The following is a 14,235-nucleotide window of genomic DNA, read 5'->3' on the forward strand; positions in this document are numbered from 1 at the left end:
GCTGCCCAACGCATTCCATTCTTTCCCCGGCTGAAACGCCGGGGCCTCATTGAAGCCCGTCATCGGCGGGGCGGGATCACCGTGGGATGCGTGCTTTCCCCGGCTGAAACGCCGGGGCCTCATTGAAGCCTGATAGGGGTGCGCATGTAGAGCCCCCCACCGGTGCTTTCCCCGGCTGAAATGCCGGGGCCTCTTTGAAGCGGGGGTACCACACCATGCACGAGCCCGACCTTACCCACCCTTTCCCCGGCTGAAATGCCGGGGCCTCATTGAAGCGTACGATGGGTGAATTTAACCATCGCGGCACCCTGCGCTTTCCCCGGCTGAAACGCCGGGGCCTCATTGAAGCATTCTGATATCTGGGTCGCGATCACGATGCACTTTCCCCGGCTGAAATGCCGGGGCCTCATTGAAACCGTCATAAACCCCGCTTTAGCGGGCTGCGGAGGCGATAGCACGGGCTGGTCTTCGCGAAACGGGGATCAATCGGCACGCAGTTGGGGATAGCGACCACGATACCGCCGGCAGACCGAAAGCCTGTGCGGGCCGGCTCGAAGACAGGATATGCCTATCCTCAATCCCGTTTCCGCACCCCTCCCGGACGCGGCAAACTTATCAACCGTCCGCCTCCCACCCTACCCCCGCTTCGGCCCATAGCGTTTGCGCGGTGCGCCACGGAATCCGGCAGGGGGTTTGGCGGGTTTGCCGCCGCCCCCGCCACCGGGGCGCGGGCCTTTACCCTGCTGGCGGCGGCGCGCCGTGCTGGCCAGCAGTTCCGACAGGCGGCCCGCCACCTGGGCGCGGCGTTCCTCCACCGCCTTGCGGTCGGGGAACAGGCGGGCGAATTTGCGGCTGGCCCAGTAATACAGGTCGCAGGACCGGGATAATTCCTCCAGCCCATAATCATCCAGCCGGTCCATGCGCAGCGGCACAACAAGGCCCAGCGGCACCGGCTCCCCGCTTTCCACCGCGCGCAGTATCTGCTGGAAGAAGCGGGCATCCACCTCCTTTTCCAGATCGCACGGCATGAACAGCAGGGACAGTTTCTCCTCAAAGCCGATATCCCGCTCGTCCAGCTCCTGCGCCAGCCGGCGTAAGGAAGACAGGTCGGACACGCGATAGGGGCTGCCCGCCGTCTTGGCGGCAGCGAAGCAATCCACCAGCAACTGCATATTATGGGTGCCGATGCGCCCGGCCAGCCGCGCCACCATGGCGCGGGTGGGCCGTACGGTCAGCGCCGTCTTGGCACCAAAGGCATTGTCCGGCCGGTTCCACAGCGCCTGCAGCCGGGCCGCCGTGCCCTTGCCGACAATGCCGAACTCGCCGGCCTCATGATGGCCATAGCGACCGGCACGGCCGGCAATCTGCTTCAATTCGGTCGGCAGCAATTCCCGCTGCTCCACCCCGTCATATTTTTCCAGCGTCGTGAACAGCACGCGGCGGATGGGCAGGTTCAGCCCCATGCCGATGGCATCGGTCGCCACCACCACCTGCGCCTCGCCACTGGTAAAGCGCTCGGCCTCCCGCCGCCGCACCTCCGGCGCCAGGGCACCATAGATCACGGCGGCTGTCAGGCCCTTGGCCTGCACAATATCGCGGACCAGATGCACATTGCGGCGGGAAAAGGCGATCAGCGCATCGCCCTTGCGCACATCCTCATATTCCAGCCGCTGTTCAATCATGTGCAGCGGCGATTTGCGTTCCAGCGTCACCACTTCCAGCGGTTCGTTCAGATGGTGCGCCACGCGCTTGATCAGGGGCAGCACCTCTGGTGCCCCCAGCAGATAGACGGTGCGCGCCGCCACGCCCATCAGCGCCGCCGTCCAGGCCCAGCCGCGATCCTTGTCGGCCAGCATCTGGATCTCGTCGATCACCGCCACATCGACGGGGATTTCCGGGTCCAGCATTTCGATGGTCGATGCCGTGTGCCGGGCGTCCGGCACACGGATTTCCTCCTCCCCCGTCAGCAGGGTGGTGGGCGTGCCCTCCCGGTTCAGCCGGTCCATCACTTCCAGCGCCAGCAGGCGCAGCGGTGCCAGATAGAACCCGGTTTCCGCCGCCCGCAAGGCCGCCATGGCCCGGTGCGTCTTGCCGGAATTGGTGGGGCCGATCACCAGCACCAGCTTGCGCCCCATGGTGCGGGCGCGCGGGAACAGCCGTTCAAACTTCGCGAAATCGAACTCGCTATTCACAAAATTGCGGCCGCGCGCCACGGCGCGTTCGCGCAGCCAGGTATCCGCCACCTCTTCCCAGCGGCGCAGAATATCGTTGGGCTGGTGGTTGTTGCGGCAGATGCGGTACAGCCGCTCCCCCAGATTCTCGAACGTCCAGCTATCGTCCGCCTCGCCCACCAGTTCGCGCAACTGCCACAGGCGCTGCGCCACGTCGCTGAGCGCCTGTTCCAGCGCCTGGGCCAGTTGCGGGTCACCCACCAGCCGGTCGCGCAGCTCCGCATCTTCCAGCCCGGTCAGCTCGTCAATATCCAGCGTCCGGCTGACCTCCAGCTTGATCGGGCCGGGCAGGTCGGGGAAATTCAGCTCATCCGCCGTGCGGGCGCGCACCCGCGTCTTGGCTTCCGCCGCCACCAGGGCGACGGGGGCACCATCCAGCGCGCGGCGGCCCTGTTCCAGCAATTCCCGCCGCCGGATCAGCCGGGCCACCTGGCCCTCAATCTCCAGCGCCACCGCCTCGCGCCGTTCCTCCATCACCACCAGATCGCGCTTGCCCTCTGGCAGCGGCAGGCCCAGCGGCACCATGCCATAGGCCAGCGCCTGCTCCACCCGGTCCAGCCCCAGCCGGCCGGCGGTGGTGATTTCAGGGTGATGGCGGGCAACAGCGAAAACCAGATCAGGGTCCAGAACATCCTGTTCCGGGGACGAAACATCCATTGGGCACCGGGCAAAGCGAACGATAACGATTTAGCAGGCGCACAATATGCGGCAGAAAGGCCGCTTTTCCCAGGGGGTGCGTTGGCATGGCTTGCTTGAATTCGCCAGCCCGCCCATGCCAGCCTATGCTGGACATCCCTTCCCGCCCCCTTGCTGCCGGTCCTGACACGCCATGGCGAAACCTGTCGTCCCCACCCATCTGGATGCGCCCCGCACCAACCTGCTGATGCGGTCGGGCCGCTGGGTGAACCTGTATGACCCCTCCCCCGCCGATATCATGCTGGAGGATTGGGTGACCGGCGCGTCGCGCGTGGCGCGCTGGGGCGGGCAGACGCGGGGCGACATCGCCTATAATGTGCTGCAACATTCGGTATTGGTGGAACAGGTGCTGGTCACCCTGCTGGCCCCCGATGCCCCGCCCACCCTGCGGCTTGCCGCCCTGATGCATGATCTGCATGAAGGGGGCGGCCTGGGCGATGTCGTCACCCCCTATGGCAAGCTGTTCGCCACGGCGGGGTTGAAGGAGGTGAAGGCACGGCTGGACCGGGCCCTGTTCCTGGCCGCCGGCCTGCCCTGGCCCCTGCCCGCCGAGGCGGAAGCCCTGATCAAGAAGGCCGACCGCATCATCGCAGTGTCGGAAGCCATCCAGTTGATGGGCTGGCCAGAAAAACTGGCCCGCCGCGACATTGGCGGCAATTATCGCGGCCGGCTCTGGACCGATCCCATCATCGTGCAGGATGAGGCCACGGCGCGGGCGGCCTGGTGGGAAAGGTATCAGGTGGTGAAGGGATAAGGTCCGTCGGGTTTAGACGGAATCGGGCATAGCTCTCATTCCCGTCACCCCGGCGAAGGCCGGGGTCCAGTTTCGTAGAGCAAACAGCCCGTGAGTCTGGACCCCGGCCTTCGCCGGGGTGACGGTACAGGTTGATCCAATCCAAACCTGAAAGACTCCAACCAAACGGGTGCGGGGGACCGCTGAAACCACAGCCCCGCCCGCCCCCTTGCATCAGAACCGCGACGTCACCTCGATGCCGTAGAACGGCGCTTCGGTGACAAAGCCGGTCAGGTTGTTGAAGTCGATGGCGCCTTCCAGTTCCTTGGCATTGGTGATGTTGCGGCCGAAAATGGCCACACCCAGCCGTTGATCCTCGGACTGATAGCCGATCTTCAACCCGCCCTCGATCTTCGGATCGCTGCGGAATTCCAGCGATTCATACAGGAAGAAATTCACCTTGGAGCGATAGTTCCAGTCGGTGAAGACATAGAATTCCCCCCCTTCCACCGGGATGCCATAGCGCGCCGTGGCGGTCATGATCCATTTCGGCGCGTTGGGGAACGGGTTACCGTTGATATCGGCCAGCCCGCCCGACACAGTGTCCGTCACGGTGCAGCCCCCGCCGCAGGGCGCGATGCGCAGGTTGGGATCTTTGATCTCGGTATGGTTATAGCTGCCGCCGGCGGTCAGCATCAGGTTCTCGGTCGCCAGCAATTCGGCTTCCACTTCAAACCCATAGCCTTCGCCCGCCTTGGCATTGACCAGGGTATTGTTGTTGCTGGCCCCGCCCACGGCGGTGAATTGCTGGTCCTCGATATCGGTGTAATAGGCGGTCACGTTCAACCGGGCACGCCGGTCCCACAGGTCGGACTTGATGCCCGCCTCGTAAGACATCAGCGTTTCCGCCGTGGCGATGGACAGGGCGTCGCGGTTGATATTATCGCCGAAATAGAACAGAGGCCGGCTTTGGATCGACGGCGCGCGATAGCCATTGGCCACACGGGCGAACAGGTTCACGTCCGGGGTGGCCTTGTAGGTCAGGCTGGCATCCCAGGTCACTTGCCCGTCCGACAGGTCGGCATCGCCATTGGTGGTGCCGGGCACGCTGGTCATCCAGCGCACCACGGTGAAATCCTTCTTCTCGTGGTTATAGCGGATGCCGCCGGTCAGGGTCAGTTGCTCGGTCAGGTCATAATTGGCCTGGCCGAAAAAGGCCCAGGTCTTGGTTTCCTGGTCGGTATCGGTCTGGATGGCGATGCCGCGCGGCTCCGTCGGGTCGCCATAGGAATAGCCCTGGGCGCTGACATCCTCGTTGAAATAGAACAGGCCGGTCTGCCAGCGGAAGCGGCTGTCGCCATTGCTGGACAGGCGGATTTCCTGCGTCCATTGCGAATGGCCGTCCAGCTCGTCCGCCGTTTCGCTGTCAAACGGCACAAAGCCGGGGCCCACGCCGGCCACCCCGCCATCAATATCGCCGCGCGTATAGACATAAACCGTCTCATAGCCGGTGATGGAGGTCAGCAGCACGCCGCCAAAATCATATTCCAGCTTCAGGCTGCCGCCCTTGCTGGTCAGGTCCAGCGCGTTGCGGCCATTATGGAAGATCTCGTTGCGGGAGAAATCCGGCGACAGATCATTGCCGCCGACCAGGATGGCATTGGCATGGTTCACCCGCGCCGTGCCGTTCAGGTCGCGGACATGGCCATTCAGCAGCGCCGTCAGCGGCCCGCCCTTATCATAAAGGAACTGTAGCCGCGCCGCAGTTTCATTATGCCCGCCCAGGGCGTCCTTCTCCCCAGTATAGGCATTGTCGATAAAATCATCCTTGCGGTCATGCATCAGCGACAGCCGCGCCGACAAGGCCCCTTCCACAACCGCCCCGCCCACAGCCCCTTCGGCCCGGATGGTATTCTTGCTGCCATAGGAGGCCTGGAGATAACCGTCGGTCTCTTCCGACGGTTTGACGGACACGAAGCTGATCGTGCCGGCCGGCGTATTGCGGCCGAACAGCGTGCCCTGCGGCCCGCGCAGCACCTCCACCCGCTCCATATCAAACACGGGGAAGCCACGCAGCAGCGGGTTTTCCTGCACCACCTCATCATAGACCAGCCCCACCGGCTGGGTGGAGGTCAGGTCGAAATCGCTATTGCCCAGGCCGCGAATGTAAAAGCGCGGGAAGGTGCGGGCAAAGGTGCTTTCGGCATAAAGGCTGGGCACCTGGCCGGACAAAGCCAGCAGATCAACCCCGCCCGACATGGCGACATCCAGCTTGTCACCGCTGATCGTGCCGACGGAGACCGGCACCTGCTGCTGGTTTTCCGCCCGCTTGGTGGCGGTAACGATAATCTCCTCCAGCATGGGCCCGGACTGGGCCAGGGCCGGCACGGCCCCCAACAAGGCCAGCGCACTGACGGCACCAGCCAGCATCCGCGATAAGGACGGATTGCTTACCTTCATTCTTTTTGCTCCTTCGGCCAGGGCGATTGATCGCTGTACCGCCGGGTGCTGATTCCCTGTTCACCGGCAGCCCCTCTTGACCGGGGGCCATCCGCACGTCACGCAACAAACGGCACCGGGTGGCGCGAAAGCCGCCCGGTGCCGTTCGTGCTGATGGGGTGGAGCATGGAAGAGGTGGGTGCGGCTGGCAAGATGGGGCGACAGCGGGCAGATGGGTTCCGGCGCGGTGGTGCAGTTTGGGCACAGGGGGCCTGAACGCTTTGTGTCTATCCGGTAAGCCTGCGTTTGCTGGACAGGGGCGGGAGAAAGAGACTTTCGGTGTGCGCCCGTCCCCAGCTTGTAAAAACTACTTATATCGCCTGAAGCGGACTCGGGCGGCTTTCTACCAGCTGATTGACATAAATTTCGGTCGTAGATTAAGGTGTATTACCTTTGAATATAATTAAGTCGCAATCACACCCAATAAGAAAAAAGGCGCTGGCAATGAACAACAAAAATGGACGCCAATACTTGAGCAAATCCGTAGAGCAATTAGAAATTTTATTTAGAGAAAACACCAGCAACATTGCCGTATTAAAATCTTTATATGACGAGTTAAATCACCGGACAACTGATAGGTCTGCGCGATTGCGTGTCCGTGTAGAAGAGGTGCTTGGACGAATTTCAGAAACACCGAAGAAGCCGGAACACAAATCAGCAGCGTCCCCCACGACGCCGAGACGGACAAATGAATCTGGCCATACCAGAGATTCTTTTGCAAGATGCACTCCCGCTTCCGGCCCCGCTCAGAAAGCTGCCGTCCCCTCAGCTATCGATCTGAATCGACTACAAACTGCGCAGCCACCTAACGGCACGAATCAGCCGACAGGAATTCTAGCCGCATGGATCGCCCTCGAAGCCCTCTCGCCACAGACCTACCGACGGCCTGAGGATCTGTCAGCAGGCGACAGGAGTTGCGTGGTAAGCCTGACTTCGGCCCCGTTACCCTGGGAGAAGGGGGAAAAATCCCGACCGAAGCGCCAACTCTACTATCAGGTCATCCTGGGCGCGATCCGTATGGATCAAGCGACCAATGAACTTGTGAAGGCATTTGGAGAAGATGAGGAGCGCGGTAGCCGCGCACGGGAGAAAGCTGCCATTGCCGCCATCCTTGTCGACAAGCATGGCGTGCCGGTGGAAGAGAACGGCATCGCCGTCTCCAGCTTCGCCTGGGCATTGCCGCTTGCACTTCAGCGCAAGCTGGAAGCGCTTGGGTCCTGGCCGAAGGTCGAGCCGAGAATCATCGAGAAACTGGACGAGATCGTGCGCCGACTGGACGATCAAGGCCAGCCGCTGCCGCTTGATCTGTCAACAATCCATAGGGCCCATTCATGGCTTATCAGCCAGTTCGGCCTACCTCCCCAACTGGTCGAGCCACCTGCGTTTGGCTTGCGCGTGTATCATTATTTCAAGGCACGGAATCCACCCGAAGCCACCCTCCTGAATTCGTTCTTCCTTGGGGACTTGGTTCTGGCGAATTCCATGATCGTTCAGGGAAAGGCACCTGTCGGTCTGCGGCGATATTTGGGCGCGGGAGGGCTTTCGCAAACCACCGACCTGTTTGCCGATCAGCAAGCCCTAGAGAAGGCAGTCGCGCCGGCCATGATGCCGGGGTCCAAATGGCCCAGCCCCGGCGGTCATCCATTGGTCCTGCTCCAGCAAGCGGCGGTCAACATCGCAAGATCGGAACTTGCTGGGGCCGAAGGCGTCGTGGCGGTGAACGGCCCTCCCGGTACCGGCAAAACAACCCTGTTACGCGATCTGGTCGCATCCTGTGTACTCGACCGTGCGATGGCGATGACCAGATACGACGATCCTGAAACGGCGTTCCGTCCTTCTGGGGAAAAGGTATCAGCCGGGGAGAAGGCGTTCTTCCATCTTTACTCCCTGGCACCGGAATTGAAGGGCCATGAAATTCTGGTCGCTTCCAGCAACAACAAGGCCGTGGAGAATGTGAGCCGTGAGTTGCCTGCCATGAAGGCGGTAGGCAGGGCCCCCTCGGAACTTAGCTACTTCAAATCCCTCGCCGATTTAGTTCATGGGCCGCGCGATGCTGACAACGAGGAACGGACGAAAGTCGAGCCATTGGAAACGTGGGGGCTGATCGCCGCCGTCCTCGGCAACGCGCGCAACCGGGCCGCGTTTCAGCAATCCTTTTGGTGGCATGATGATCGCGGCTTCCGGCTCTACCTCAAGGCAGCGAAGGGAGACCCGGTGGTTAGGGAGATAACGGACCCCGACACCGGAAAGATCATCGAGCGCCGGACGCCGGCGATTGTGCAGCTTGAACGTCCGCCCTCGCCAGCAGCCGCGAAGACCCAATGGAAGAAGGCCAGGGCACGCCTCATATTGCTGAAGCAGGAGATTGATGCCGAGCTGAAGGGATTGGAAGAGGTTCGACAACTCTGCTTCAGCCTGACGGACGCGAAGCGCGCTCTATCCGAAACGCAGGTCGCCCTTGAGCGGTTATATGCAAAGCGATTCGAGCCTGAGCAGCGCGTGTCCGAGTGCCAGTCCACCCTGGCGGGCGCAAGGGAAAGCCATGAACGAAGTGCTCGTGCGATGGCTGGTCACCGGGCCCTTCGTCCTGGGCTCTTCTCACGTCTCTTTCGGACACGCAGGTGGAAGGAATGGGCATCCTCGAATACACCGCTCGAAGTAGCGGCAAGGCGCGCACGGGAAGCAATGGGTTCAGCCGACCGCCAGTTGGCTGACGCTACCAAGGCCTTTGAGGCGCTGCTGTCGGCGATCCGAATGGCTGAACGGGACGCTGCTTCTGCATCCCGCAAGGTGGCTGACCTTTCCGGCCTTATTGAAAAGCATCGTGCGGTCATTGGTGGTGGCCTCATTGATGAGGCCTTTTTTAGTGCCGCACATGGGACACGCCACCTGACAGCGCCGTGGATTCCGGCGAGCCTGCATCGCAAGCGGGAGGACCTATTCATTGCCGCGCTTGCGGTGCATCGGGCCTTCATCGATGCGTCGGCACAGAAGGTGCTCCATAATCTAAGCATCCTCATGGATGTTTTCTCGGGGGGAGCGCCTCAGGATGAAGCCAAGCGCAAGCTGCTTGGCGACTTGTGGTCCACGCTCTTCATGGTCGTCCCGGTGCTATCCACGACGTTCGCATCGGTCGAGCGTATGCTGGGCGACCTACCGGAAGGCAGTATTGGCTGGCTTCTGGTGGACGAAGCCGGGCAGGCGTTACCGCAGGCCGCGGTGGGCGCGGTAATGCGGGCCAAGCGGTCGATCATTGTTGGGGACCCGCTCCAGATCCCGCCGGTGGTGACGTTGCCGGAACGGCTGAACACAGAAATCTGCCGATACTTCCGGGTTGAGAAATCCATTTGGGCAGCTCCCGAGGCCTCCTCGCAGTCTTTGGCGGATCGTGCCTCGGTATTCCAGGCTTCCTTCCGCTCTGACACCGGCCCGCGCCGCGTGGGCATTCCGCTTCTCGTTCACAGGCGGTGTCAGGACCCGATGTTCGGGATTTCCAACCGTATCGCTTATGACAGCCAGATGGTCCACGCCCCAGGCCCACGGAATCCTGGCGGGGTCGGTAAGGTCCTGGGACCCTCAGCCTGGTTCAATATCGATGGCGAGGCAAATTCCAAATGGAGCCCGGCCGAAGGCGAACTGGTGGTATCGATGCTAAGGAAGATTGCTGCATCCGGTGTCATCGAACCGGATGTCTTCATTATCACGCCATTTCGCATTGTTGCCCAGGAACTGCGGCGACGGCTGGAAGCCGAGGCTGCCCTTTTCGCCACGTTAAAGGTTGACCTCAATGAATGGATTGAGGATCGGGTCGGAACCATTCACACGGTCCAGGGTAGGGAAGCAGATACGGTTATCTTGGTCCTTGGGGCGCCAAAGGCCGCCCAGAATGGGGCCAGAAGCTGGGCAGCCGGGACTCCGAATATCTTCAATGTCGCGGTATCGCGGGCCAAGCAGAATCTCTACGTTGTCGGCTCACACGGCGCTTGGTCCGAAGTAGGAAATGGGCGGGAATTGGCGGTGATACCAAGACAATCTATTTAAAGATGTTCCGCTCTATGAGTAATTGATCGCTTAGCAAGCAGCTAAGCACAGTCTTCAGACAAAGTGAATGATTGCTAAAAGCCGCTGCTGCTAAAAGCCGCTGCTATTGATGACAGAAGCCATTATGTCGCTAGCGGCGACTAAAGCCGCGCCCCTGAGGGCGCTCACTGGATATGAGGTTGCCCCTTGCCCACCTATCCCCCTCCCCCTATCCCCCTCCCCCCACCTCTGCTATCCTCCGCCACCAAGGCCGGGCACTGATGACCCGCCAATAGACAACGTTGTCTGATCCGGGGGGATGGCTTTATGAGTGCGGCGCAGCTCAGCATCGTTTTCTTTCTGCAAATGGCCGTCATCATCGCGGCCTGCCGGCTGGTCGGCTGGGTGGCGAAGCGCTATCTGGGCCAGCCGCAGGTGGTGGGGGAGATGATTGCCGGGGTCATTCTCGGCCCCTCCCTGCTGGGCGCGCTGGCACCAGGGGTGCAGGGGATGTTGTTTCCGCCGGACAGTAAGAATGTGCTGTTCGTCGGGGCGCAGTTCGGGGTCGGGCTTTACATGTTCCTGGTCGGGCTGGGCTTTCAGGCAGGCCATTTCCGCGCCAATGCCGGCAGTGCGGCGGCGGTGTCCATCTCTGGCATGGCGGCCCCCTTCCTACTGGCCATCCTGGTCACCCCCTGGCTGATGGGCATGCCGGGCCTGTTCAACCCCGATCTGTCGCCCTATCAGGCCACCTTGTTCATGGGCGCCTGCATCGCCATCACCGCCTTTCCCATGCTGGCCCGCATCATCCATGAACGGGGGTTGAGCGGCACGCCGCTGGGCACCCTGTCACTGTCGGCCGGGGCCATTGATGATGCCGGGGCCTGGGTGGTGCTGGCCATCGTGCTGGCCACCTTTGGCGATGGGCCGATGGTGGCGGTGAAGGCGATTGTCGGCGGTGCGGCCTTCGCCCTGTTCATGCTGACCCTGGGGCCCCGGCTGCTGGCACCCTTGGGGCGGATGGCGGAACGTCAGGGCGGGGTGGGGCATGGGCTGCTGGCCATCACGCTGATCCTGTTCCTGCTCTCGGCCTTCGCCATGGACGCCATCGGCATCCATGCCGTGTTCGGCGGCTTCATCCTGGGCACGGTCATGCCGCGCGGCCTGTTCGCAACAGAGATCAAACGGCAGGTGGAACCGTTCGCCACCGTTATCCTGCTGCCCATGTTCTTCACCTATTCCGGCCTGCATACCCAACTGACGCTGGTGGATAATACCGGCCTGCTGCTGGCCACGCTGGTGATCCTGGCGGCTTCCATCCTCGCCAAAGGCGGGGCCTGCTGGGCCGCCGCCCGCCTGACGGGGCAGGATAATGCCACCGCCCTGGGGATCGGCGCGCTGATGAATGCGCGCGGGCTGATGGAGCTGATCATCATCAATATCGGGCTGCAGCGCGGCATTATCGGCCCGGCCTTGTTCGCCATGCTGGTGCTGATGGCGATCATCACCACGCTGATGGCCTCGCCCTTGTTTGAGCTTGTCCATGGCCGCAAGGCGCGGGCGCGGGGGGAACTGGGCGGGCTGACGGAGGCCGGCGACGATGCCGATACCGGGCTGAAACGGGCAACGTCGCCATAGAGATTATCGAGGTTACACTGAACCTTTCTTTCACGTCATTCCCGCGAAGGCGGGAATCCAAGCAATATAACGGATTATGGATTCCCGCCTTCGCGGGAATGACGGTAGGAAAACACCCCTGACTTTATCTCAGTCTGCCAAACTCTGAATGCACACCGCCCGGCGGCAGGCCCGTCAGGTGAACAGGTCCAGCGGGTTGCTGCGCCGCAATTTGCGCAAGGCCAGGACCACGGCAATGATGCTCATGATCAAGGTGGCCAGGAAGACGGTCAGGATCAGGCCGGGATTGAGGGCAAGGGTCAGGCCGGTGGCCGTGCTGGCCCATTGATATAACAGCATGGTCAGCAGCACAGAGGGTAGAAAGGCCATCACGGCCAGAACGGTTGCCACCTGCACCACCAACGCCAGGAAGAAATTGTCGCCATAGCCCATGGCGCGCAGCACGGCATATTCGGACAGGTTCGCCTCGATAATGCCGTGCAGCACCTGCAGCACGAACACGGCCCCGATCAACACCCCCACGCCAACGCCGAACATGAAGATGATGCCGATGGGCGTGCTGTGGGTGAAATAATCCCGCTCCGCCTGCATAAAAGCTTCCAGGGTGCGGACCTGCACTGCCTCGCCCAGCCGCGCCTGCAGCGCCGCCACCGCGCCCGCCTTGTCCACCCCCGGCGCCAGCGTCACCAGCCCCAGCGCCACCCGGTCCAGCGGCACGCCGAAGAACCGGTAATAATTCAGGTCGCTGGTGACAAAGGTGCCGGGCAGGGTGAAATCCGGCCCCAAGGCAAAGGTGCCGCGCACATCAAAGGCGGGCGCCAGATCGGCATTGGGGGTTTGCAGATAAACCCGCTGCATGCCGTCGCGCTGGTACAGCGCCAGCAATTGCTCAAAGCCCTGGCGGGACCGGCTGTCCATCAGCACGGCATCGGGCAGGCGCAATTCCGGCGTCTGGCGTTCAATCTCGGGGATGTTCAGGATGGGATATGCTGGATCAAACGCGATGAAGCGCGCTACCAGCGGGCGGCTATCGCTCACATCGCGGGTCTGCGCGATATAGATATAGGCCGGCAGGGCATCGCGCACCCCCTCCACCTCGCGCGCCGCATACAGGATATCGCGGGCAAACCAGGGTGGGGAATAGGCGATGGTTTCAAATTGCGGGCCGGTCAGCACGATATCGGCCTTCAGCGCGCGGCACAGGTTCAGCACACTGTTCACCAGCGCACCCTGAAAGCCCAGTTGCGCGAAGATCAGCACCACCGCCACGGCAATGCCGGCACAGGCGCCAATCAGGCCCCAGCCCTTGTACCGGATCTGCCGCAGGGCCAGACGGGTGGAAAAGGGCAGGTTCATGTGGCGGGCCGGGCCGCTTCGCGCACCAGCACCGTGGCTTCCGCCCCGATCAGCGGCGGCACGGACTGGCCGGGATCAAAGGCGATCTCCGCCTCCACAATCCGCGCATCCCGACCGTTCAGCACGTCCGATGTCGGGCGCCCTGCGCGGTTGATGCTGTTATAGATCTTGGTGACCTTGCCCGACAGGCTCTGGCCGTCGCTGCGCAGCGTCACCTCCACCGCCTGCCCCACCCGCACGCGCGGGGCCACCTGCTCATCAAACTCCCCGATCACGATCAGATTGTCCAGATTGCCCAACGCCAGCAGCCCTTCCCCGCCCAGCGTCTCGCCGGGGCGGGCATGGACGGCCAGCACCGTGCCCGCAACGGGGGCGGTGATGATCATCCGGTCGCGCTCCGCCCGGGCCTGATCCAGCCGGGCCTGGGCCTGGGCGATGCGCGCCTCGGCCACGGCGATGTCCGCGGGGCGGATTTCGGTCAAGGCCGCCAGCCGGGCGCGGGCTTCCAACAGGCTTTCCCGGCTACGGGCGGCCGCCAGTTCCTGCTCCTCCAGCGCGTCGGGGGACACAAACTTCCGGTCGCCCAACGTGCGGGCGCGGGCAAGCTGGCTTTCCGCGCGTTCCAGTTCGGCCTCACGGGTGGCGACGGCGGCGCGCTGGGCTTCAATCTCCGCCAGTTTGGCGCCGGCCTTCACCTGGCTCAGTTCCAGCCCCGCCAGTTCCAGGTCGCGCTCGGCCACCTGTACCGCCGCTTCCGCCTCCGGCAAGCGGTCCAGCACGGCCAGCCGGTCGCCTGCCGCCACGCGCGATCCTTCCCGGACCGCCAGCGTGGCGATGGTGCCGCCGCCGGTGGGGCCGCTGATGATATGCACCCGTTCCGCCGGCTCAATCCGGCCGCGCGCCAGGATGCGGTCGGTCCCGTCGGCCAGCACCGGTGCGGCCTCTGGCGCCGGCCATGCCCAGACCGCCAGCAGGGCCAACAAGCCCAGCAGCCCCACGGCACCGGCCGCCACCTGCCAGCCCCGGCCCGGCCCCGCCCATCCGTCGCGCAGCATGCCCATC

7 protein-coding genes are annotated in these 14,235 nt (G+C 63.0%); 3 read left to right on the plus strand and 4 right to left on the minus strand.

What is annotated here, in order from left to right:
• Window positions 1–635: 635 nt before the first annotated feature.
• The gene (locus G473_RS0122560; RefSeq protein WP_029014966.1) at window positions 636–2,888 is read right to left on the minus strand and encodes a helicase-related protein; all 2,253 of its coding nucleotides are present in this window, start codon (window positions 2,886–2,888) and stop codon (window positions 636–638) included.
• Between the two features lie 172 nt (window positions 2,889–3,060).
• Here G473_RS0122560 and G473_RS28445 point away from each other — a divergent pair, with 172 nt between their 5' ends.
• Window positions 3,061–3,681 (plus strand): hypothetical protein, encoded by a 621-nt coding sequence (locus G473_RS28445; protein ID WP_051330616.1) that lies wholly within the window; start codon window positions 3,061–3,063, stop codon window positions 3,679–3,681.
• A 213-nt stretch (window positions 3,682–3,894) separates the two neighbouring features.
• Here the strand turns inward: G473_RS28445 and G473_RS0122570 are convergent, their stop codons facing one another.
• The gene (locus G473_RS0122570; protein ID WP_029014967.1) at window positions 3,895–6,120 is read right to left on the minus strand and encodes a TonB-dependent receptor domain-containing protein; all 2,226 of its coding nucleotides are present in this window, start codon (window positions 6,118–6,120) and stop codon (window positions 3,895–3,897) included.
• Window positions 6,121–6,603: 483 nt separating this feature from the next.
• Between G473_RS0122570 and G473_RS0122575 the strand changes: the two genes are divergently transcribed.
• Both G473_RS0122575 and G473_RS0122580 read left to right on the plus strand, forming a co-directional pair.
• The gene (locus G473_RS0122575) at window positions 6,604–10,200 is read left to right on the plus strand and encodes a DEAD/DEAH box helicase (protein WP_035709015.1); all 3,597 of its coding nucleotides are present in this window, start codon (window positions 6,604–6,606) and stop codon (window positions 10,198–10,200) included.
• Between the two features lie 306 nt (window positions 10,201–10,506).
• A complete protein-coding gene (locus G473_RS0122580; protein WP_029014969.1) occupies window positions 10,507–11,817 on the plus strand; it encodes a cation:proton antiporter in 1,311 nt (436 codons plus the stop codon).
• 174 nt (window positions 11,818–11,991) lie between these two features.
• On the opposite strand, the gene G473_RS0122585 is transcribed toward G473_RS0122580, so the two are convergent.
• Both G473_RS0122585 and G473_RS0122590 read right to left on the minus strand, forming a co-directional pair.
• Window positions 11,992–13,173, minus strand: coding sequence for an FtsX-like permease family protein (locus G473_RS0122585; protein WP_029014970.1), 1,182 nt, complete (start codon window positions 13,171–13,173; stop codon window positions 11,992–11,994).
• Window positions 13,170–14,234: an HlyD family secretion protein gene (locus G473_RS0122590; RefSeq protein WP_029014971.1), complete on the minus strand. Its 1,065-nt coding sequence runs from the start codon at window positions 14,232–14,234 to the stop codon at window positions 13,170–13,172. The genes G473_RS0122585 and G473_RS0122590 overlap by 4 nt, the downstream gene beginning before the upstream one ends.
• Window position 14,235: the final 1 nt, after the last annotated feature.

Origin of the sequence: Niveispirillum irakense DSM 11586, from assembly GCF_000429645.1 — a bacterium.
Lineage (GTDB): Bacteria > Pseudomonadota > Alphaproteobacteria > Azospirillales > Azospirillaceae > Niveispirillum > Niveispirillum irakense.